The following is a 20,568-nucleotide window of genomic DNA, read 5'->3' on the forward strand; positions in this document are numbered from 1 at the left end:
TAGAGATTCTGAGAGGATATATAGAAAAAAGGTTGATTCAAAAGGCCGTCTAAACATTTTTACTTCATACGCTAAAATTTCTTTATTTCTGTATTGACAGAAATAAAAGATAAAAATAGAATACCATCACTATGAAACTAAATCCGACCACTGAAAAATTTATCCTCCACTGGGGCGAAATGGGTACCAAATGGGGGGTCAACCGTACCGTTGCGCAAATCCATGCCCTGCTCTATATCTTAGGCAGGCCGATGAATGCTGAGGAAATTACCGAAACGCTCGGCGTGGCGCGCTCCAATGTCAGCAACAGTATTAAAGAGCTGCAAAATCTGAGACTGGTGCATACCGTACATATTTTGGGCGACAGGCGCGATCATTTTGAAACTTCGAATGATGTCTGGACTTTGTTCCGCACCATTGCTGAAGTGCGTATGCAGCGCGAAATCGAACCGACGCGGCAATTTTTGCAAAGCTTGATCGACAGCCCAGAATTTGGCCAGGAAAATGAAACCGCCAAGCAGCGAATCCAACAAACCCATGATTTCATCAGTACGCTGACTATATGGGCAAATGAAATGCTGAAGCTATCTACTTCAACCATGGTAAAAATCTTGAAAGTCGGCGCAGGAATACAAAAATTTTTCCGTTAATGGCAATGGGCATTTGTTCAATAAATGCAGCCGATGCTATTTAGAAATATGGAGACATGCTCATGTTGGTTTTACATGGGCATGTATAACCAAAATTTTTTACCCTAAAATTTCTCTTTCAACAGAAATTTTAGAAATTAAAGATTAAACAGGCTTAACTGATGAAATAGGAGCTCGGTATGCTCGACAATATTAAACGCCCTCCTTCCACCTACTTGTCTTTCTCAATGGGGCTGCTATGGCTTTGGAGCGGTACCCAACCTCTGTTTTTCATGCCTGAAATGTCTTTGGATTTGCTGCGTTCGGTCGGCATTCCCGATCCATTGCAATGGCCGACATTGATTTCTGCTTCACTGTTGGACATCGGTTTTGCCTTTTTATGCTTCAGCCGCTTTCGCTTCCGTTCCGCAATATGGCTGCTGCAATTGATAACCGTCGCGGCATACAGCCTGATTATTGCCTTCAGGCTGCCTGAAATGTGGGCGCATCCGTTTGCGCCTTTGGTAAAAAACCTGCCGATTATGGCTACTTTATTTTTCCTGTATCAATCCGTAGGAGATAAAAAATGAACACCTATTTAATCGTTAAAACCTTGCACATCATCTCGGCTACCTTAATGGTCGGCACCGGTTTTGGTACAGCGTTTTACCTCTTTTGGGCAAACCGCAGCGGTTCGGTCGCCGCGCAGTCGGTGGTCTCGCATTGGGTCATCAAAGCAGATTGGTGGTTTACGACACCCGCCGTCATTTTCCAACCCTTGTCCGGTTTATGGATGCTTTACGAACGTGGCTATACCGTTTCCACCATGCTGGAACAAAATTGGGTATGGATAACACTCGGTTTATACATTCTTGCAGGCATTTGCTGGCTGCCCGTTGTCTGGCTGCAAATCCGCATGGCCAAGATTGCCGAAAAAGCGCATAAAGAAAACGCAGACACCATTCCTGAGCCCTATTGGCGTTATGCCAGACGCTGGGAATTGCTGGGCTATCCCGCCTTTTGCGCCACTATCGTGATTTACTTCCTAATGGTGATGAAACCGATTTAAAGGTTTTCAGACGGCCTCAGCAACAATATAAAGAAAAACATATGAACATCATCATTTTCGGAGGCAGCGGCTTTATCGGCAGCCGTACCGTTCAAATCCTCAAAGAACAAGGTCACCAAGTTTGCACACCCGACCGCCGCGCCTTCGACTTTCTTCATCCCAATGAAACAGCAGCACGCCGTTTATTAGAGGGGCAAGACGTCCTCATCAACTGCATCGGCATCATGAGCCGTCATGCCGAAATACTCGAAACCGTACACCACCACACACCCAAACAGCTCGCCGTATGGGCGAAAGCAGCAGACATCAAACGCTGGGTGCAACTATCCGCACTGGGTGCCGACCCATCTCAATCCATCAACTTTGTTGGCAGCAAAGGACGTGGAGATGATGCTGTCGCCCAAAGCGGCATACCGATTGCCATAGCCAGACCATCCGTCGTTTACGGACGAGGGGGAACCAGCTGCGAATTGTTCATCAAATTAGCCCGCTTCCCTTTGCTTCCCCTGCCGGAAGGCGGCCGCTTTCATTTGCAGCCCGTCCATCTTGCCGATGTTGCCGAAGGCTTGGCAAAACTTGCCGCTCAACCCGACATCGACCACAGCATCATTAACATGACCGGCAGCCAAACCCTGACCTTGGCGGAATACCTGACCACCCTCCGCCAAACCCTGCACCACAAACCGCCACAATGTATTCTGTCTTTCCCCCTACGCCTGATTGACCCAGCATTGCCGTTGGCCAACCTCCTCAGCAACGGCATCATCAGCCGCGACAGCTTTGCCCTGCTCAAGCAAGGTTCATGCGCCGATTATTCTAATTTTGCAGCTTTATTGGGCAGAAAACCTTTGGCGGCTGAAGACTTTGCCGGCTGAGGCTTTTGCAAAAAGCCCTTTTACCCGACATCCGAAATACAAGTTCAGATTTTCAGCTGTTTCCGTTCCAAATCCCCCATTAATCCTCCCCGGATACCCGATAATCAGGTATCCGGGCTGTTTTTAGGTATAAACGGGCGTACTTAACCTGTTTACGGCTTTCAACAAATTCAAGCACATAACATTCAAATGGCTTTACTCACAAGCCGTCTGGAAGATTTTCAGACAGTTTTTTCATTATATACACATAGAATTTAAAATTTGCAGTAGAATAAAAAATGAGTTGACATAAAGTCAGATTGAATATATTATTCGATTAAATTTCATTTTTTCACCTACTGCAAGATGAAATGATTTTTAGAAACAAGAAATAGTCAAGGGGAATTTAATCTGCTTATTTCTTGTTTATTCAACTATATTTTTAGAAAGGATATTTTTATATGAAAGCCATAGCACTAAAATATTTGGCTCAGTTGAGTTCTGGCTTTACCATAAGAGAATCATTGGATTTTCTCGATGTTGGTGAGGTTAAAGCTGTTCAAATAAAAGATTTACCTAAGCATAGCCACCAAATCAACACTGATTTACTCACAGATATTGAGTGGCGATATGACTCTAAACCACAATATTTATCGCATAATGCAATTTTATTTGTTTCTCGTGGTGAACCTGCCGCTTATCTTTTTACAGGCGATATAAATGAAAAAGTGGTAGCAAGTAATCCTTTTATTATTATTTACTTGAACGATAAGACAATTTTGCCTGAATTCATGGTTTGGTATCTTAATAATGCGATAACGGCTAAAAATTATTTGAACTCAGTCTCCCGAGGAAGCTCGTTGCCTATTACCACGATCGGAGCTTTGAAAGAGCTTCCTGTAATAGTACCTCCATTAGCCCAGCAACAAGAGATTATTTATCGCCACTTGCACATGCAGAAAGAAAAACAACACTTAGAGCAATTGATTCAACTACGTCATGAATACAACAATGCTTTAGCCGAACAACTTTTAATGAAAAACTAAATTAAGGAATTATCATGAATACTGAAAATATCCAACAACACCCTCATCACAGTACTCTTGTTTCAATTATCTGGAACATCGCTAATGGTCTTCGCGGGACTTACCGTCCGCCGCAATATCGCCGCGTGATGCTGCCTTTGATTGTGCTTGCCCGCTTTGATGCGATTTTGAGCAAGCATACAGATGCGATGAAGGCTTTATTTGATGAAAACCAGCAGAAAACCGAAACAGTTAAGCTCCCACAGACGTTATTAGATAAAAAACTTACCGCAATTATTGGTTCAAACCGCAATCAAACGCTGTATAACGTCAGCGGTTTTAATCTTGCTCGTTTATTGGATGACCCGGACCACATCCGTACTAATTTAATTCAATACATCAACGGTTTTTCTTACAAAGCCAAAGATATTTTTGACAAATTTGAATTTGAAAAAGAAATCGACAAACTCGATGAAGCCAATCGTCTGTATAAAGTTTTGCAAACCTTTATCGGCGATTTGCAATCGCACGGATTAACACTGTCGCCGGATGTCATTTCAAATACGCAAATGGGCTATTTGTTTGAAGAATTGATTCGTAAATTTAACGAACAAGCAAATGAAGAGGCAGGGGATCACTTTACCCCGCGTGAAGTCATCCGACTGATGGTCAATATTGCGTTTGAAGAAGATCATCAAGAATTGTCTAAACCCAACGTGTACCGCGAAATCTACGACCCGACCTGCGGTACCGGCGGTATGCTTTCCGAATCTGAAAAAGCCTTGAAAGGATTCAATCAAAAAATCCATCTGGGCTTATACGGGCAGGAATATAACAACGAATCTTATGCCATCTGTTGTGCTGATTTGTTGATTAAAGATGAACCTGCTGAGAACATTATTTTCGGCGATACTTTAGGGGTAAAAAATGCCAAAGATAAAGGAAACGGCTTTACCCCGCATGATGGACACCCAAGCAAACGTTTTGATTATATGTTTGCCAATCCGCCTTTTGGTGTGGAATGGAAAATCCAAGAAGATTACGTCAAAGAAGAATACGCCGATAAAGGCTTTAACGGGCGTTTCGGCGCTGGTCTGCCGCGTATCAACGATGGATCGCTTCTCTTTTTGCAACACATGATGAGCAAAATGAAGCAGCCTGAAAAAGACGGTCAAGGCTCGCGAATTGCCGTAGTATTTAACGGCTCGCCGTTGTTTACCGGTGATGCCGGAAGCGGTGAAAGCAATATCCGTCGTTATGTGATTGAAAACGACCTGCTTGAAGCCGTTATCGCGCTGCCGGATCAAATGTTCTACAACACCGGCATTTATACCTACATTTGGATTTTATCGAATAAGAAAAGCGCGAAACGACAAGGCAAAGTGCAGTTGATTAACGCCACGCAGTATTTCCAAAAAATGCAAAAATCGCTCGGCAATAAACGCAACGAATTATCAGAACAGCATATAGCAGAGATTACCAAACTGTATGCCAATTTTGCCGAAACCAAAGACAGCAAGATTTTTAGCAACCAAGATTTTGCTTATTTGAAAATCACGGTAGAACGTCCGCTGCGCCTCAATTTCCAAGCCAGCGCAGAACGCATTGAAAAACTGTGGGAACAAACCGCCTTTGTAAATTTAGCCAAAAGCAAAAAACTCAAAGACGAAGCGCAGATTAAAGCCGATGAAGCCATCGGCGCAGCGCAGCAACAAGCCATTATTGCCGCATTAAATGGCTTGGGCGATGAATTATATAAAAATCGTGAGGCATTTTTAAAAGTGTTGAATCCGGCGTTAAAAGCCTTGGATTTCACCATTGGCGCACCGCTGAAAAAAGCGATTTTAGAAGCCTTAAGCGAGCGTGACCAAACCGCTGATATCTGCACAGACAGTAAAGGCAATAAAGAGGCCGATTCACAACTGCGCGATACCGAATTAGTACCGATGCCGTCTGAAATGCCATTCCCATTAAGTTTGGGCTATGACAACGAAACGAATTTGGACGAATTATTGACCGCACTTCGTCCAACCGTGCAAGAGTATATGAAAGCCGAAGTCTTGCCGCATGTGCCGGATGCGTGGTTGGATGAAAGCAAAACCAAACTGGGGTTTGAAATTCCGATTAACCGTCATTTTTATGAATACCAGCCGCCGCGTGATTTAGCGGTTATCAAAGCCGAAATCAACGCTTTGGAACAAGAAATCATGCAAATGCTGGGGAATTTGCAATAACAAGCGGTCGGAAATTTTCCGGATTTTGCAAAATATCATCGTAGGGACAGTGGAAACCGTCCTACGATGATATCGACAACGAGATATAAAAATGAACAGATACGAAAGATACAAAGACAGCGGTATTCCTTGGTTGGGGGAAGTGCCGGAGCATTGGATAATCATGCCAATAAAATTTTCACTGGCAATGCCGATAACAGATGGTCCGCATGAAACGCCTGAGATTTTATCAGACGGAGTCCCATTTATTTCAGCAGAAGCTGTCAAAAATGATAAATTAGATTTTAATAAAAAGCGTGGTTATATTTCGGAAGAGGATAATGCAAGATTTTCTAGAAAATATTCTCCTCAAAAAGGTGATATTTATATGGTTAAATCAGGTGCAACGACAGGAAATGTAGCAAAGGTTGAGACTGACGAAGTCTTTAATATTTGGTCACCATTGGCTGTAATGCGTCCTAATAAAAATAGAATTTCTACAGACTTTTTATTTTATGCAATTAAGTCAGATTATTTTAATACCTCTGTTCAACTAAAATGGAATATGGGAACGCAACAGAATATTGGAATGGGTATCTTATCCAATATAAGAGTAGTAGTGCCACCAACTGACGAACAAACCGCCATCACCCACTACCTTGACACCAAACTCGGTGAAATCGATGCGCTGATTGACAAGCAGCAAACGCTGCTTGAAAAGCTCGCGGAACAGCGCACCGCCGTGATTACCCATGCCGTAACCAAAGGCTTAAACCCTGCAGCCCCGATGAAAAAAAGCGGCGTGGAATGGTTGGGGGATGTGCCGGCACATTGGGATATAAAACATAGCAACCAAATTTTCAAGATTCATAACGGAGCAACACCAAAAACTTCTGAGCCTGATTACTGGGGAGATGAAATCGTGTGGTTTACTCCAAAAGATTTAGGAGATAACCAAAACAAGGAAATTTCAACCAGTCTGAAAATGATCACAAAGGAAGGGTATGAAAATTGTGGTGTTTCATTGGCTCCTGCAAAAAGTATTGCTTTATCCAAACGTGCACCAATTGGGCATTTAGCAATTACGTTGCTTCCTGCTGTAGTTAATCAAGGCTGTTTTTTATTGGAAGTATTAGCTCCTAATGATGTGAATTATTTATATTATTGGTTATATGCCAATAAGACGACATTAAATAGTTTTGGTCAAGGTTCAACATTCATGGAATTACCAAGAGAAAAATTTGCAATGTTAAAAATCTCTACTCCCCCTAAGGCTGAACAAACTTCCATTGCAGAATACCTAGACCAAGAAACCGCCAAAATCGACCGCTTGTGTGAAACGGTCAATCAAACCATAGGCCGTCTGAAAGAATACCGCACGGCGTTAATTACGCAGGCGGTAACCGGGAAAATTAAAGTTACCGATGAATAAAGGATCTAGGTGGATTCAAGCCCACCTCGCAATCAATAAAATGGGAGCAAACGGATGCACACCGAACAACACTTTGAAAATGAAATCGAACACAGCCTGTTAACGGAAGGCGGTTATCAACAGGGTTTGGCAAAAGATTATGAAAAATCGACCGCTCTTTTCCCGGCTGATGTAGTGGCATTTATTCAGACGACCCAACCAAAATTATGGGCGCGTTTGGAAATGCTGTTTAAAGATAAAGCGCAAGATGAGCTGATCAAAGCGCTGAATCAAGAATTAAACATTAAAGGCAGTCTGAATGTGCTGCGTAATGGTTTCCGCGTGGCAAACCGCACGGCAAAAATGGCGTATTTTGCCCCCAATTCCACTTTAAATGAAACCTCACAACAGCAATACGATGCGAATATCGTCAAAATTACCCGCCAAGTCATCACTGAATATAATGAGCGGATTGATATGGTGATTTCGGTAAACGGTATTCCTGTCAGCACGATTGAGCTGAAAAACGAGATGTCGGCAACCGGCTGGACGGTGGAAGATGCAAAGTATCAATACCGTAAAGAGCGCAATCCTCAAGGCAAGTTATTTGAATTTAAAAAACGCGCGTTGGTGCATTTTGCGGTGGATACACAAGAAGTTTATATGACCACCAAGCTTGAGGGCGAGAATACGCGCTTCTTGCCGTTTAACCGTGGTTTTAACGATGGTAAAGGGAATCCGCCAGTTGAAAACGATGTGCGAACCGCTTATTTGTGGCGCGAGGTGTTGCGTAAAGATAGTTTAATGGAATTGATTGGACGTTTTTTACATTTGAGCCGTGAAGAACGAAAAATCCGCACGGATTCAGGTTTTCGCTATATTACCAGTGAAAGTATGATTTTTCCGCGTTTCCATCAGCTTGATGCGGTAAGAAAATTGATTGCCCATACTAAAACGCACGGCGCAGGGAAAAACTATCTGATTCAGCATTCGGCAGGCTCCGGTAAATCCAATACGATTGCATGGCTGGCGCATCATTTGGCTTCTTTGCATAATGCCGATGATGAAAAGATTTTTAATTCGGTGATTATCGTTACCGACCGCGTGGTATTGGACAGACAGTTGCAAGAAACCGTCGCGCAATTTGAGCAAACCGATGGCGTGGTGCAAAAAATTGATAAAGATACCCATCAGCTTACGGCAGCCCTGGCTGCAAATGTGCCGATTATCATCACGACGATTCAAAAATTCCCTTATGTGATGCACAGCATTCAAACCAAAGCAAAACAGGGCGAACATATTTCACTTGATACCGAGGGCAAACGCTTTGCGGTCATCGTGGATGAAGCGCACAGTTCGCAAACCGGCGAAACCGCCGGCGAATTGCGTCAAGTCTTGAATAAAAGTGGGATTGAAGCCGCGATTGCTGCTGAATTTTTAGATTTGGATGAAGATGAACAAGCCGATATTGAAGTGCAAAAAAATATCCTGCGCGAACAATTCAAACGCAGTCGCCAAAATAATTTAAGCTTTTTTGCCTTTACCGCTACTCCAAAATGGAAAACCTTGGCGTTGTTTGATGAGCCGAACGAGCAAGGTGAAACCCCATTCCATAGCTACAGCATGAAACAGGCGATCGAAGAAGGTTTTATTTTGGATGTATTGGCAAATTATGCGACCTATAAACAATATTTCCGTTTATTGCGGACTGCTGATAGCGATATCGAGCTTCCGAAGCATAAAGCAAAAAAAGAGCTGATGCGTTTTGTGAATTTGCATCCGAGCGTGATCAGTCAGAAGGTGGAAATTATTATTGAGCATTTCCAATCGGTAACCCGCCATAAAATTGGTGGCTATGCTAAAGCGATGGTAGTCACGAGTTCGCGTGAAGCTGCCGTTCGCTATAAATTGGCATTTGATGAGTATATTGCTGAAAAAGGTTATGAAGGGATCAAATCACTGGTGGCGTTCTCCGGCAAAGTGATTCTGCCGGAACAAACCGAAAAAGAATATTCTGAACCAAGCATGAATGGCGGTATTAAAGAAACGGAGTTGCCGGAACAGTTTGACAGCGATAATTATCAGGTGCTTTTGGTTGCCGATAAATATCAAACAGGCTTTGACCAACCCTTATTGCACACCATGTTTGTCGATAAAGTGTTGTCTGGCGTACAGGCAGTACAAACGCTTTCTCGTTTAAACCGTACGGCAAAAGGTAAGGAAGATACGTTTGTACTGGACTTTGTCAATGATCATGAAGCAATCTATGACGCCTTTAAACCTTATTACCAACGCACAGCATTAGGCGATATCCCGAGTGATGAGAAGCTGGCCAGTTTAGGCAACACGTTGGATGAATGGAAAATTTATACGCAAAGTGATATTGATGAATTTGCAAATATTTGGTTTAGCGGACGAACAACGCCTACCAATAACGAGCATAAAAGGCTTAATGCGATCATTGATAAGGCAATTGAGAAATATCAGCATATTTCAGACGACCCCGAGCATAATGAAGAGCAGCAAAAGCTCTTTAAAAGCCAGCTTCAAAGTTATTTGAATCTCTATTTGTTTGTTTCGCAGATTCTGCCCTATGCTGATTCTATTCATGAAAAACGCTATGTCTATCTCAAAGCCTTGATGATGAAACTCCCGCGAGGCAAGCAAAGCGAAAAATTGGATTTATCCAAAATGGCGATTTTGCAATACTACCGCTTGCAACAAATCGGCGAAGGCTCTATCAAGCTGAACAAAGGCGAAGCGGAGCCGCAAAAAGGCTCTACTGATGTAGGTACAGGCCAAGTGAGTCTTACTGAAGAATTAGATAAACTCATCAAAGAACTGAACGAAGCCTTTACAACTGAGTTTACATTAGCAGATCAACTATTTTTTGAGTCTGTCGAAAAATTTGCCCGCGAGAATCCGGATATTGTCGATGCTGCCAACAACAATCCACTGTCATCCTTTATGGATTATTTCAATACAAGGATTGATGATTTACTGGTTGGACTATTCGAGCAATTTGGTGAAAGTGTAGCTAAAGTACTGAATAACCCACAAATTAAACATAAAGTCTGTCGCCGCTTGGCAAAACAGATTTATGAGAATGTTCATTTAGAAAAGTAGAATATTGATATTTACAAGGCCGTCTGAAATTCATTTTCAGACGGCCTCTTATTTAATAGAAATAAAAATAAGCTAATGAAATCAATTACTATCATTCATTCAACACCAGTAATATTTAATAAAAAATAAAACCTGAGGCTTTTATCCCCCAGGTTTTATTTATCAAGCCTTATGCTTTTTCTTGCTGACGTTTTCTTTCTGCCATCATCTCATGCAATGTTTGCTTGGCAGGTTTCATCGGAACATGGTTATTGGTCCAGCTTAACTGCTTGCTTGGCGTCAATGCACGGAATTTGGTAGCCGCCCAACCGAATGCTCGATAAGCCTTACTGCCGCTAAAAATGCCGTTAAACGTACGCCACGCCATTTGCTCGCCGAAGGTATGCGATGCGCCTTGACCACGGATAGGATGAGGAACGGTTTCTGTTGGCGAACGTTGTGCTTCAACGCGCAGACGTTGCATTTGTTCGGTAATCGGAATGCGTACCGGGCAAACTTCGACACAGGCGCCGCACATGGTACATGCAGTCGGCAGATCGCGTGTCGCATCCAAGCCCAACAAATGCGGAGAGATAATCTCGCCAATCGGACCGGGATAAGTCGTTCCGTAAGCCGCGCCACCGATACGGGTGTAAACCGGGCAGTGGTTCATACACGCGCCACAACGGATACATTGCAAGGTGCGGCGCATTTGGTCTTCTGCATACGCTTGGCTACGGCCGTTGTCGAGCAGTACCAAGTGCATTTCTTGAGGACCGTCCAGTTCTTCGCTACGGCGAGGACCGGTAATCATATTGAAATAAGTGGTAATGTTCTGACCGATGGCGGAGCGTGGCAACAGGCTGTACAAAGGCGGCACATCCGACAGTTTCGCAACCACTTTTTCAATACCGGTAATGGCGATGTGCACAGGCGGCACAGTGGTACTCAAGCGGCCGTTACCTTCGTTTTCAACCAGACACAAAGTGCCTGTTTCTGCAACGGCAAAGTTCACACCACTCAAACCGACGTCGGCAGTGCTGTAAATATCGCGTAAGGCTTTACGCGCAAATCCGGTCAGTTGGTCCACGTCGTCAGTTAACGGCGTACCGAGGTTTTGATGGAAAAGCTCGCTCACCTGCTCTTTGGTCTTGTGAATGGCAGGCATCACGATATGGGTTGGTTTCTCGCCGGCCATTTGTACGATAAACTCGCCCAAGTCGCTTTCAATCGCTTTGATGCCCCGGTCTTGCAGATAATGGTTCAACTCAATTTCTTCGCTGACCATAGATTTGCCTTTCACCATCAGCTTACCGTTTTTATCGGTAATGATGTTGTGAATGATTTGGCAGGCTTCGGCCGGTGTTTCCGCCCAGTGGACTTTAACGCCCAGCTTGGTCAGGTTTGCTTCCAATTGCTCCAACAATGCAGGCAATTTGGACAACGAACGTTGACGGACGTGCTCACACAAGTCACGCAGGCTTTGCAGCTCTTCTTCATCTGTCAAAACGGCTTTGCGCTTGGTCATCAGCATATCCATCGCCGTACGCAAGCTTTTACGCAGAGGCTTGTCTTGCAAAGAAATCGCGGCGTTTCGCTTGAACGTTTCCGGCTTCATATGGAATTTAATGGTTTGAGAACTCATGCTTTTTCCTCCAAATCGGCAGGGGAAATATGATCAGGCAGGACGGCCAAAACCACCAAATCACGCGGGCCGTGTGCACCATAGGCCAAAGTCAATTGGATATCGGCAGTCTTAGACGGGCCGGAAATCAAAATAACGTTGGTAGGCATACCTTTTTCTACCAGTTTTTCGCCTTCAACAGCATTATGGAATTCGTTGTACATTTTGCTGGTGTCAAACAGGCAGAAATGCACAGGCGGTACCAAACTCAAACTACGCGGCTCCAGAGGACTGGATTCCAGCATAATCGTACCGGTACGGGCAATACCGCATTTAGAGCCGCTAAATCCGGCCTCAATATCGGCAAAAAATTCGTTTTTCCAGTCGTCGATTTTTCGCTCAAAACCGCGCGGTTCGATATCGGTATCGGCCAAAGCTGCACGAGCCAGCTGTCCGTGTTCTGTTTCCAATGGCAACAGAATGTTTTTCAAGCCTTTGCCTTCGGCTGCTTGACGGAATACTTGCGGCCAGTTGGTTTTAGTAACCCAATAGATTTCTGTTTTAACGGCACGCATGGCAGCCACCCAATGTTTCAAGCGTTCGACATCATTTGCCCAAGAAACACCCATTTCACGGTAATAATCGAAAACCGGCGGCTCTTCCATCGGTAAGGCATCGGCTTTTTTCAATTTCGCCAAAATATTTTCGCGCGCGCTCATGCTTTACCTCCGGTGCGTTCCAACAGGAAGGATGCAATGTGTTTCGGACGTGGCATATTCGGTTCGTCTTTAGCGATTTTGCCGCCGATATTCATCATGCAGCCGCAGTCCGCGCTGATGATTTCAGTCGCGCCGGTTTCTTTCAGCGCGGCAACTTTGTCGGTTACCATTGCGCCGGAAATATCGGCTTGTTTGACAGAGAATGTACCGCCAAAACCGCAACACTCGCTTTCATGGTCGTGAACGATACGCTCGACATTTTCCATGCCGTCAATCAGCTGCCAGCCTGACAAATGGACATTCATCTCACGACGCGCCGCGCAAGAAGTATGAACGGCCACTTTAACCGGCTCGCCTTTATCTTCAGGTTTGTAGCCGATGGCCAGCAGGAAGTGGGTAAATTCAATGATACGGTTGGCGCAATCAATGGCTTTTTGCTCGTACTCGGTACCTTTGAACAAAGTCGGCCAGTGGTGTTTCATCATGCCACCGCAAGAACCGGACGGTACGACAATCGGCCAATTTTCCGGGAATAAATCCAATTGGGCTTTGGCCACATCAAAAGCTTCTTTCGGATGGCCGGACGAATAGGCAGGTTGGCCGCAGCAGCTTTGCTCCATTGGATAATGGACGCGGATGCCTTGTTGCTCGATTAAGGTGATGGCATCCATACCCGCTTCCGGCATAAAGATATCGAGAACGCAAGTACCGAAGAAATAAACATCGGTCGGCTTGCTGTCGTATACAGTGATTTGTGGTGGTTTGATTGCGCTCATTTTTTTGGAACGGGACAACCCGTTTTCTTGTGTAAAAATTAAGATGGGTACTTTAAGTAATTGCTTGTAACGGGTCAAGTCTAATTTTAAAAAATAATATTAAACAAGCATGACAAATCAGACAGAGGGCTTTCCCTTATTAACTTGATAATCTACATAATAACCAATATCAATAAGATAAATTATGGATTCATTCAATAATAAACAAGCATCTTCTTGAGTTTCTTCTTTGCAATAAGATACCCTGCCAACCATACAATCTTGATTTACATCAGAAGTCATGAAAATAATCGATATTTCCCAAATTTCGAGAAGACAGATGACCCTCTATGCCGTGCTTATGTTTCAGACGGCCATATGAGAACAAAGGATATCTAAGGCAATAAAAATAAAAGTTTTTCTTAAAAGTTCAGGCCGTCTGAAACATGACTGCGGCAAAAGGCCATATTCTTTTTATTCAACCTTACTTTCAATCAAAATCAAACACTTGAAAAATCCTGTTCAATAACCTTGAAAACCCTAGGCACACTCAAGCACTTCCAGTATCATTGAGGCAGTTTCTTGACGCAAAATTACAGTCTTGGCCGCCCATAATCGGCATGGATTTGCAAAAGAAGTGAAACCAAGCTTCAAAACAATTTCACCTTAATTTCGGAGTAGGCATTATGTTGACCCAGACTCAACAGGTTGATTTGACCTTGCATCACCTTAAAGAACGCACCCTATCGATATACACTCCCGAACAGCGTGCAAGCATCGAGGCATCTGAAGACTGGAAACAGTTTGACAGACGGCTTGAAGAACACTTTCCCAAACTGATGCACGAGCTGGACAACGTTTACAACAACAACGAAGCCGTCCTCCCCATGCTGGAGCAACTGATTGCCCAAGCATGGCAAAGCTATTCCCAACGCAACGCATCTTTAAAAGATATTGATATCGCGCGCGAAAACGATCCTGACTGGATTTTGTCCAACAAACAGGTCGGCGGCGTGTGCTACGTCGATTTATTTGCAGGCGATCTGCAAGGCTTGAAAGCCAAAATTCCTTATTTCCAAGAATTGGGCCTGACCTATCTGCACCTGATGCCCCTGTTTAAATGTCCTGAAGGCAAAAGCGACGGCGGCTATGCGGTCAGCAGCTACCGCGATGTCAATCCGGCTTTGGGTACGATAGACGACTTACGCGATGTCATTGCCGCTTTGCACGAAGCAGGCATTTCCGCCGTTGTCGATTTCATCTTCAACCACACTTCCAACGAACACGAATGGGCAAAACGCTGCGCCGCCGGCGATCCGCTCTACGACAATTTCTACTACATTTTCCCTGACCGTTGGATGCCCGACCAATACGACCGCACCCTGCGTGAAATCTTCCCCGACCAACACCCGGGCGGCTTCTCCCAACTGGAAGACGGACGCTGGGTATGGACAACGTTCAATTCCTTCCAATGGGACTTGAATTACAGCAACCCGTGGGTATTCCGCGCTATGGCAGGCGAAATGATGTTCCTTGCCAACTTGGGCGTTGATATTCTGCGCATGGATGCCGTTGCCTTTATTTGGAAGCAAATGGGCACAAGCTGCGAAAACCTGCCTCAGGCACACGCTCTGATTCGTGCGTTTAACTCCGTAATGCGTATTGCCGCCCCGGCCGTGTTCTTCAAATCCGAAGCCATCGTCCATCCTGACCAAGTTGTCCAATACATCAGCCAAGATGAATGCCAAATCGGCTACAACCCATTGCAAATGGCATTGTTGTGGAACACGCTTGCCACGCGCGAAGTCAACCTGCTCCATCAGGCATTGACCTACCGCCACAACCTGCCCAACCACACAGCATGGGTTAACTACGTCCGCAGCCATGACGACATCGGCTGGACCTTTGCCGACGAAGACGCATGGCAGTTCGGCATCCACGGCTACGACCACCGACAATTCCTCAACCGTTTCTTCGTCAACCATTTTGACGGCAGCTTCGCGCGCGGCGTCCCCTTCCAATACAACCCCAACACTGGCGACTGCCGTGTCAGCGGTACAGCCGCAGCATTGGTTGGTTTGGCTCAAAATGACCCGTACGCCGTTGACCGCATCAAACTTTTGTACAGCATTGCTTTGAGTACCGGCGGTCTGCCGCTGATTTACTTGGGCGACGAAGTCGGTACACTCAATGATGACGACTGGTCGCAAGACAGCAATAAGAGTGACGACAGCCGCTGGGCACACCGTCCTCGTTATAATGAAGAGTTGTACAACCAACGCCATGACAGCTCGACCACTGCCGGTCAAATCTTCCAAGGTTTGCGCCATATGATTACCATCCGCCAAAGCAATCCGCGCTTTGACGGCGGCAAGTTGGTTACCTTCAATACCAACAATAAACACATCATCGGCTATATGCGCAACAACGCGCTTTTGGCATTCGGCAACTTCAGCGAACATCCGCAAACCATCAGTGCGCATACGCTGCAGGCCATGCCGTTTAAAGCGCACGATTTGATCAGCGGTCAAACCGTTTCCCTGAATCAGGATTTGGTACTGCAACCCTATCAAGTCATGTGGCTTGAAATTGCATAAGCCGAAATTTTGATACACCACTCAAGGCCGTCTGAACAAATCAGCGTTCAGACGGCCTTTTAAGAAACTAAGATGTATTTTGTATTTTGGGCAGTTTCGCTTAGAATGCATGCTTTAATACTAGATGACACACTAAAAATCAGGAGTAAAAATCCATGTTGAAAAAATTCGTACTCGGCACCATCGCTGCAGTAGTTTTGGCTGCTTGCGGCGGCGAAGGCAGCAACTCAGCTTCTTCTGCATCGGCCCAATCCGGCGCGGCCTCCGGCTCACTGATTGAGCGTATCAACAACAAAGGCACCATCACTGTCGGCACAGAAGGTACTTACGCACCCTTCACCTACCATGATAAAGACGGCAAATTGACCGGCTACGATGTCGAAGTTACCCGCGCCGTTGCCGACAAACTGGGCGTAAAAGTCGAATTTAAAGAAACACAATGGGACTCCATGATGGCAGGTTTGAAAGCCGGCCGTTTCGACGTGGTTGCCAACCAAGTCGGCCTGACCAGCCCTGAGCGTCAAGCGACTTTTGACAAATCCGAGCCTTACAGCTGGAGCGGTGCCGTTTTGGTTGCGCGCAAAGACAGCAACATCAAATCCATCGACGACATCAAAGGCGTGAAAACCGCACAATCCCTGACCAGCAACTATGGCGAAAAAGCCAAAGCGGCAGGCGCAGAACTCGTACCGGTAGACGGCTTGGCGCAATCCCTGACCTTGATTGAACAAAAACGTGCCGATGCAACCCTGAACGACGAATTGGCGGTATTGGACTATCTGAAGAAAAACCCGAATGCCGGCGTAAAAATCGTTTGGTCTGCACCGGCTGACGAAAAAGTCGGTTCAGGCTTGATTGTCAATAAAGGCAATGATGAAGCATTGGCCAAATTCAGCACAGCCATGACTGAGCTGAAAGCCGACGGCACGCTGAAAAAACTGGGCGAACAATTCTTCGGAAAAGACATCAGTGTTAAATAATTTCCTTGCCTCCCTGCCGTTTATGACGGAAACACGCGCTGATATGCTCATCAGCGCGTTTTGGCCCATGGTCAAAGCCGGCTTCGCAGTGTCTTTGCCTTTGGCGATCGCTTCTTTCGTTATCGGCATGATTATTGCCGTAGCCGTTGCTTTGGTGCGGATCATGCCCTCCGGCGGTATTTTCCAAAAATGCTTGCTGAAGCTGGTGGAATTTTATATTTCCGTCATTCGCGGTACGCCGCTTTTGGTGCAGTTGGTCATCGTATTCTACGGTTTACCTTCCGTCGGCATCTATATCGACCCGATTCCTGCCGCCATCATCGGCTTTTCGCTCAATGTCGGCGCATACGCTTCCGAAACCATACGCGCGGCAATCTTGTCCGTACCTAAAGGCCAATGGGAAGCCGGCTTCTCCATCGGTATGACCTATATGCAGACGTTCCGCCGTATTATCACACCACAAGCATTCCGCGTTGCCGTACCGCCTCTGAGCAACGAGTTTATCGGCTTGTTCAAAAATACCTCGCTTGCCGCCGTAGTAACGGTAACCGAGCTTTTCCGTGTTGCCCAAGAGACAGCAAACCGTACTTATGACTTTTTGCCCGTTTATATCGAAGCCGCATTGGTTTATTGGTGCTTCTGCAAAGTGCTGTTTCTGATTCAGGCGCGTTTGGAAAAACGCTTTGACCGCTATGTCGCCAAATAAGGAGTTGTCATGATTAAAATCCGCAATATCCATAAGACCTTTGGCGAAAATACCATTTTACGCGGCATCGATTTGGATGTCGGCAAAGGACAGGTGGTTGTTATCTTAGGCCCCTCCGGCTCAGGCAAAACCACGTTTTTACGCTGTTTAAACGCTTTGGAAATGCCTGAACAAGGTCAGATCGAGTTTGATAACGCGCAGCCGTTAAGCATCGATTTTTCCAAAAAACCAAGCAAACACGATATTTTGGCACTGCGTCGCAAGTCCGGCATGGTGTTCCAACAATACAACCTCTTTCCGCACAAAACTGCGTTGGAAAACGTCATGGAAGGACCGGTTGCCGTACAAGGTAAGCCTGTCGCCCAAGCGCGTGAAGAGGCTGTCAAATTGCTTAAAAAAGTCGGTTTGGGCGACAAGATCGACCTCTACCCCTACCAGCTTTCCGGCGGTCAACAGCAGCGCGTCGGCATTGCCCGAGCATTGGCGATTCAGCCTGAACTGATGCTGTTTGACGAACCGACTTCCGCGCTCGACCCTGAACTGGTGCAAGATGTTTTGGATACCATGAAGGAATTGGCACAAGAAGGCTGGACCATGGTTGTCGTTACACATGAAATCAAATTTGCCTTGGAAGTGGCAACCACCGTCGTCGTGATGGACGGCGGCGTTATTGTCGAACAAGGCAGCCCACAAGATTTGTTCAATCATCCCAAACATGAGCGGACACAAAAATTCCTGCGCCAAATCCGTGCGGACAATGCCGACCTTTAAATTTAATTGAAACGACAGAAAATTTGAAAGCATTTCCGACTGTCATTTCATAAAGGCCGTCTGAATAAGTGAAATAGAAATCGCTGATTTCGTTTTCATACTTGTTCAGACGGCCTTTTATATGTCTTTTCAGGTAAAATAACGCCTTTCGTTTTACTTATCTCCTTACCCGCCATCATGATAGAAATCAAAAAACTCACCCTGCAACGCGGTTTGAAAGTCCTGCTCGAGAAAGCCGATGCCGTCATCAACCCTGGCCAACGCGTTGGTTTAATCGGTAAAAACGGTACGGGAAAATCCAGCCTGTTTGCGCTGATAAAAGGTGAAATCACTCAAGATGGCGGCGAAATCCTGATTCCCAAAACATGGCGTCTAGCTTCCGTCTCTCAAGAAACGCCTGATTTAGATATTTCCGCTTTAGACTACGTTTTGCAAGGCGATGCCGAATTGCAGGCTTTTCAGACGGCCCTAGCACAAGCAGAAGCGCAAAACGACGGCATGAAACAAGCCGAATATCACGCCAAATTGGAAGAAATCGATGCCTATACCGCTCCGGCACGCGCCGCCAAACTGCTTAACGGCTTAGGTTTTGCACAAGAAGAACATACCCATCCCGTCAAATCCTTCTCTGGCGGCTGGCGTATGCGTCTCAACCTTGCCCAAGCGCTGATTTGCCGTGCCGATTTGCTGCTTTTGGACGAACCGACCAACCACTTGGATTTAGAAACCGTATTGTGGCTGGAAAACCATCTCGCTTCCCTGCCCTGTACGCAAATCATCATTTCCCATGACCGCGACTTCTTAAATGCCACCACCACGCAAACCATCGAACTGTCGCAACAAAAACTGACCCAATACGGCGGCAATTACGATTTCTATCAAGCCGAACGCGCCCAGCGTCTGGCGCAACAACAAGCCGCCTACGTTAAACAGCAGGCGCAAATCAAACATCTGCAATCCTTTATCGACCGTTTCAAAGCTAAAGCCACAAAGGCCGTACAAGCCCAAAGCCGCATGAAGGCATTAGCCAAACTCGAGCGCATCGCCCCTGCGCATTTGGATAGCGAGTTTTCCTTTGAATTTGCCAATCCGACCCACCTGCCCAACCCATTATTGAAACTCGATCATGCCGACTTGGGCTATGGCGACAAAACCGTTTTGCACGATATCACCTTGTCTCTGGAAAGCGGCGCACGTTACGGCCTGCTGGGTGTTAACGGCAGCGGCAAATCCACATTTATCAAAGCCTTGGCAGGAAAAATCGATTTACTTGCCGGCAGCATCGTCCGCTCTGAAAAGCTCAATATCGGCTATTTTGCCCAGCACCAACTGGATACCTTGCGCACAGACCAAAGTCCGGTTTGGCATATCCAACAGCTTTCGCCCGAAGTCCGCGAACAGGAAATCCGCAACTTTTTAGGCGGCTTCAACTTTGTCGGCGATATGGCGGTTCAAAAGACCGAGCCTTTTTCGGGCGGCGAAAAAGCGCGGCTCGCCCTTGCCATGATTATCTGGCAAAAACCCAATCTGCTGCTGCTTGACGAGCCGACCAACCATTTGGACTTGGATATGCGCCACGCCCTGACACTTGCCCTGCAAAGTTTCCAAGGCGCATTGATTGTCGTATCGCACGACCGCAGCCTGCTTGAAGCGACTACCGACAGCTTCCTATTGATTGACAAAGGCCGTCTGAACAACTTCGACGGCGATTTGAACGACTACCATCAATGGCGGTTGGCACAAGAAAACGCCGCAGCAGCCCCTGCCGCTTCAGCACAAAGCCAAAGCCGCAAGGACACCAAGCGTATCGAGGCACAAATCCGTCAGGAAAAAGCCAAACGCAGCAAACCGATTCAGCAGAAAATCGACAAAGCCGAAAAAGAAATCGCACGATTGACTGATATTCAGACGGCCTGTGAAGCATTTTTGGCACAAGAATCTGCTTATTCAGAAGAAAATAAACCCAAATTGCAAGAGACACTCGCACAATTAACAGAAACTAAAGTAAAATTAACGCAACTGGAAGAAAACTGGCTGCAATGGCAAGAAGAGCTTGAGCAAATCCAAGCTGATGTCGAGGCCGAGTTTTCCCAATAAAAATAGAGCTATC

At 45.8% G+C, this 20,568-nt stretch carries 16 protein-coding genes; 13 read left to right on the forward strand and 3 right to left on the reverse strand.

Going from position 1 to position 20,568, the window contains the following annotated elements:
- Positions 1-131 precede the first annotated feature (131 nt).
- From RRV97_RS03660 to RRV97_RS03695, 8 genes are all read left to right on the forward strand, one after another.
- Positions 132-650 (forward strand): GbsR/MarR family transcriptional regulator, encoded by a 519-nt coding sequence (locus RRV97_RS03660; RefSeq protein WP_296117529.1) that lies wholly within the window; start codon positions 132-134, stop codon positions 648-650.
- Between the two features lie 179 nt (positions 651-829).
- Positions 830-1,219, forward strand: coding sequence for a DoxX-like family protein (locus tag RRV97_RS03665; RefSeq protein ID WP_296117532.1), 390 nt, complete (start codon positions 830-832; stop codon positions 1,217-1,219).
- Complete coding sequence (locus tag RRV97_RS03670; RefSeq protein WP_296117533.1) at positions 1,216-1,698, forward strand: DUF2269 family protein; 483 nt, start codon at positions 1,216-1,218, stop codon at positions 1,696-1,698. Before RRV97_RS03665 ends, RRV97_RS03670 begins: the two co-directional genes overlap by 4 nt.
- Positions 1,699-1,739: 41 nt before the next feature.
- Entirely contained in the window at positions 1,740-2,573 is an 834-nt protein-coding gene (locus tag RRV97_RS03675) for an NAD-dependent epimerase/dehydratase family protein (RefSeq protein ID WP_315612011.1), read from the forward strand.
- A 440-nt stretch (positions 2,574-3,013) separates the two neighbouring features.
- Entirely contained in the window at positions 3,014-3,598 is a 585-nt protein-coding gene (locus RRV97_RS03680; RefSeq protein ID WP_311476171.1) for a restriction endonuclease subunit S, read from the forward strand.
- Between the two features lie 14 nt (positions 3,599-3,612).
- Entirely contained in the window at positions 3,613-5,811 is a 2,199-nt protein-coding gene (locus RRV97_RS03685; protein ID WP_315612012.1) for an N-6 DNA methylase, read from the forward strand.
- A 91-nt stretch (positions 5,812-5,902) separates the two neighbouring features.
- The gene (locus tag RRV97_RS03690; RefSeq protein WP_315612013.1) at positions 5,903-7,222 is read left to right on the forward strand and encodes a restriction endonuclease subunit S; all 1,320 of its coding nucleotides are present in this window, start codon (positions 5,903-5,905) and stop codon (positions 7,220-7,222) included.
- Positions 7,223-7,276: 54 nt separating this feature from the next.
- Positions 7,277-10,327, forward strand: a complete 3,051-nt coding sequence (locus RRV97_RS03695) for a type I restriction endonuclease subunit R (protein ID WP_315612014.1) — start codon at positions 7,277-7,279, stop codon at positions 10,325-10,327.
- A gap of 169 nt (positions 10,328-10,496) precedes the next feature.
- Here RRV97_RS03695 and RRV97_RS03700 read toward each other — a convergent pair whose 3' ends face one another.
- From RRV97_RS03700 to RRV97_RS03710, 3 genes are read right to left on the reverse strand one after another with little or no spacing between them, the layout of a single operon-like run.
- Positions 10,497-11,951 carry a LutB/LldF family L-lactate oxidation iron-sulfur protein gene (locus tag RRV97_RS03700; protein WP_315612015.1) on the reverse strand — a complete coding sequence of 485 codons (1,455 nt, stop codon included), beginning with the start codon at positions 11,949-11,951 and terminating at the stop codon, positions 10,497-10,499.
- The gene (locus RRV97_RS03705; protein WP_315612016.1) at positions 11,948-12,649 is read right to left on the reverse strand and encodes a lactate utilization protein C; all 702 of its coding nucleotides are present in this window, start codon (positions 12,647-12,649) and stop codon (positions 11,948-11,950) included. Before RRV97_RS03705 ends, RRV97_RS03700 begins: the two co-directional genes overlap by 4 nt.
- Positions 12,646-13,425 carry a (Fe-S)-binding protein gene (locus RRV97_RS03710; protein WP_049336155.1) on the reverse strand — a complete coding sequence of 260 codons (780 nt, stop codon included), beginning with the start codon at positions 13,423-13,425 and terminating at the stop codon, positions 12,646-12,648. Before RRV97_RS03710 ends, RRV97_RS03705 begins: the two co-directional genes overlap by 4 nt.
- 665 nt (positions 13,426-14,090) lie before the next feature.
- On the opposite strand from RRV97_RS03710, the gene RRV97_RS03715 reads away from it, so the two are divergent.
- The 5 genes from RRV97_RS03715 (at position 14,091) to RRV97_RS03735 (ending at position 20,555) form a co-directional block, all read left to right on the forward strand.
- Positions 14,091-16,001 carry an alpha-amylase family protein gene (locus RRV97_RS03715; protein WP_315612017.1) on the forward strand — a complete coding sequence of 637 codons (1,911 nt, stop codon included), beginning with the start codon at positions 14,091-14,093 and terminating at the stop codon, positions 15,999-16,001.
- Between the two features lie 155 nt (positions 16,002-16,156).
- A complete protein-coding gene (locus tag RRV97_RS03720) occupies positions 16,157-16,981 on the forward strand; it encodes an amino acid ABC transporter substrate-binding protein (protein WP_063069012.1) in 825 nt (274 codons plus the stop codon).
- Positions 16,971-17,687, forward strand: coding sequence for an amino acid ABC transporter permease (locus RRV97_RS03725; RefSeq protein ID WP_315612018.1), 717 nt, complete (start codon positions 16,971-16,973; stop codon positions 17,685-17,687). Before RRV97_RS03720 ends, RRV97_RS03725 begins: the two co-directional genes overlap by 11 nt.
- 9 nt (positions 17,688-17,696) lie before the next feature.
- Positions 17,697-18,458, forward strand: a complete 762-nt coding sequence (locus tag RRV97_RS03730) for an amino acid ABC transporter ATP-binding protein (protein WP_036490792.1) — start codon at positions 17,697-17,699, stop codon at positions 18,456-18,458.
- A gap of 177 nt (positions 18,459-18,635) precedes the next feature.
- Positions 18,636-20,555, forward strand: coding sequence for an ATP-binding cassette domain-containing protein (locus RRV97_RS03735; protein ID WP_315612019.1), 1,920 nt, complete (start codon positions 18,636-18,638; stop codon positions 20,553-20,555).
- The last annotated feature ends 13 nt before the right edge of the window (positions 20,556-20,568 follow it).

Source organism: Neisseria sp. DTU_2021_1001991_1_SI_NGA_ILE_055 (assembly GCF_032342915.1).
In the GTDB taxonomy this organism is placed as follows: Bacteria; Pseudomonadota; Gammaproteobacteria; order Burkholderiales; family Neisseriaceae; genus Neisseria.

Excerpts from the sequence above, each read along its gene's own strand:
- RRV97_RS03680 (WP_311476171.1), top strand. The coding sequence starts at position 3,014 with ATGAAAGCCATAGCACTAAAATATTTGGCTCAGTTGAGTTCTGGCTTT.
- RRV97_RS03665 (WP_296117532.1), top strand. The coding sequence starts at position 830 with ATGCTCGACAATATTAAACGCCCTCCTTCCACCTACTTGTCTTTCTCA.
- RRV97_RS03735 (WP_315612019.1), top strand. The coding sequence starts at position 18,636 with ATGATAGAAATCAAAAAACTCACCCTGCAACGCGGTTTGAAAGTCCTG.
- RRV97_RS03710 (WP_049336155.1), bottom strand. The coding sequence starts at position 13,425 with ATGAGCGCAATCAAACCACCACAAATCACTGTATACGACAGCAAGCCG.
- RRV97_RS03720 (WP_063069012.1), top strand. The coding sequence starts at position 16,157 with ATGTTGAAAAAATTCGTACTCGGCACCATCGCTGCAGTAGTTTTGGCT.
- RRV97_RS03670 (WP_296117533.1), top strand. The coding sequence starts at position 1,216 with ATGAACACCTATTTAATCGTTAAAACCTTGCACATCATCTCGGCTACC.
- RRV97_RS03690 (WP_315612013.1), top strand. The coding sequence starts at position 5,903 with ATGAACAGATACGAAAGATACAAAGACAGCGGTATTCCTTGGTTGGGG.
- RRV97_RS03715 (WP_315612017.1), top strand. The coding sequence starts at position 14,091 with ATGTTGACCCAGACTCAACAGGTTGATTTGACCTTGCATCACCTTAAA.
- RRV97_RS03675 (WP_315612011.1), top strand. The coding sequence starts at position 1,740 with ATGAACATCATCATTTTCGGAGGCAGCGGCTTTATCGGCAGCCGTACC.
- RRV97_RS03700 (WP_315612015.1), bottom strand. The coding sequence starts at position 11,951 with ATGAGTTCTCAAACCATTAAATTCCATATGAAGCCGGAAACGTTCAAG.
- RRV97_RS03695 (WP_315612014.1), top strand. The coding sequence starts at position 7,277 with ATGCACACCGAACAACACTTTGAAAATGAAATCGAACACAGCCTGTTA.
- RRV97_RS03660 (WP_296117529.1), top strand. The coding sequence starts at position 132 with ATGAAACTAAATCCGACCACTGAAAAATTTATCCTCCACTGGGGCGAA.
- RRV97_RS03705 (WP_315612016.1), bottom strand. The coding sequence starts at position 12,649 with ATGAGCGCGCGCGAAAATATTTTGGCGAAATTGAAAAAAGCCGATGCC.
- RRV97_RS03730 (WP_036490792.1), top strand. The coding sequence starts at position 17,697 with ATGATTAAAATCCGCAATATCCATAAGACCTTTGGCGAAAATACCATT.
- RRV97_RS03685 (WP_315612012.1), top strand. The coding sequence starts at position 3,613 with ATGAATACTGAAAATATCCAACAACACCCTCATCACAGTACTCTTGTT.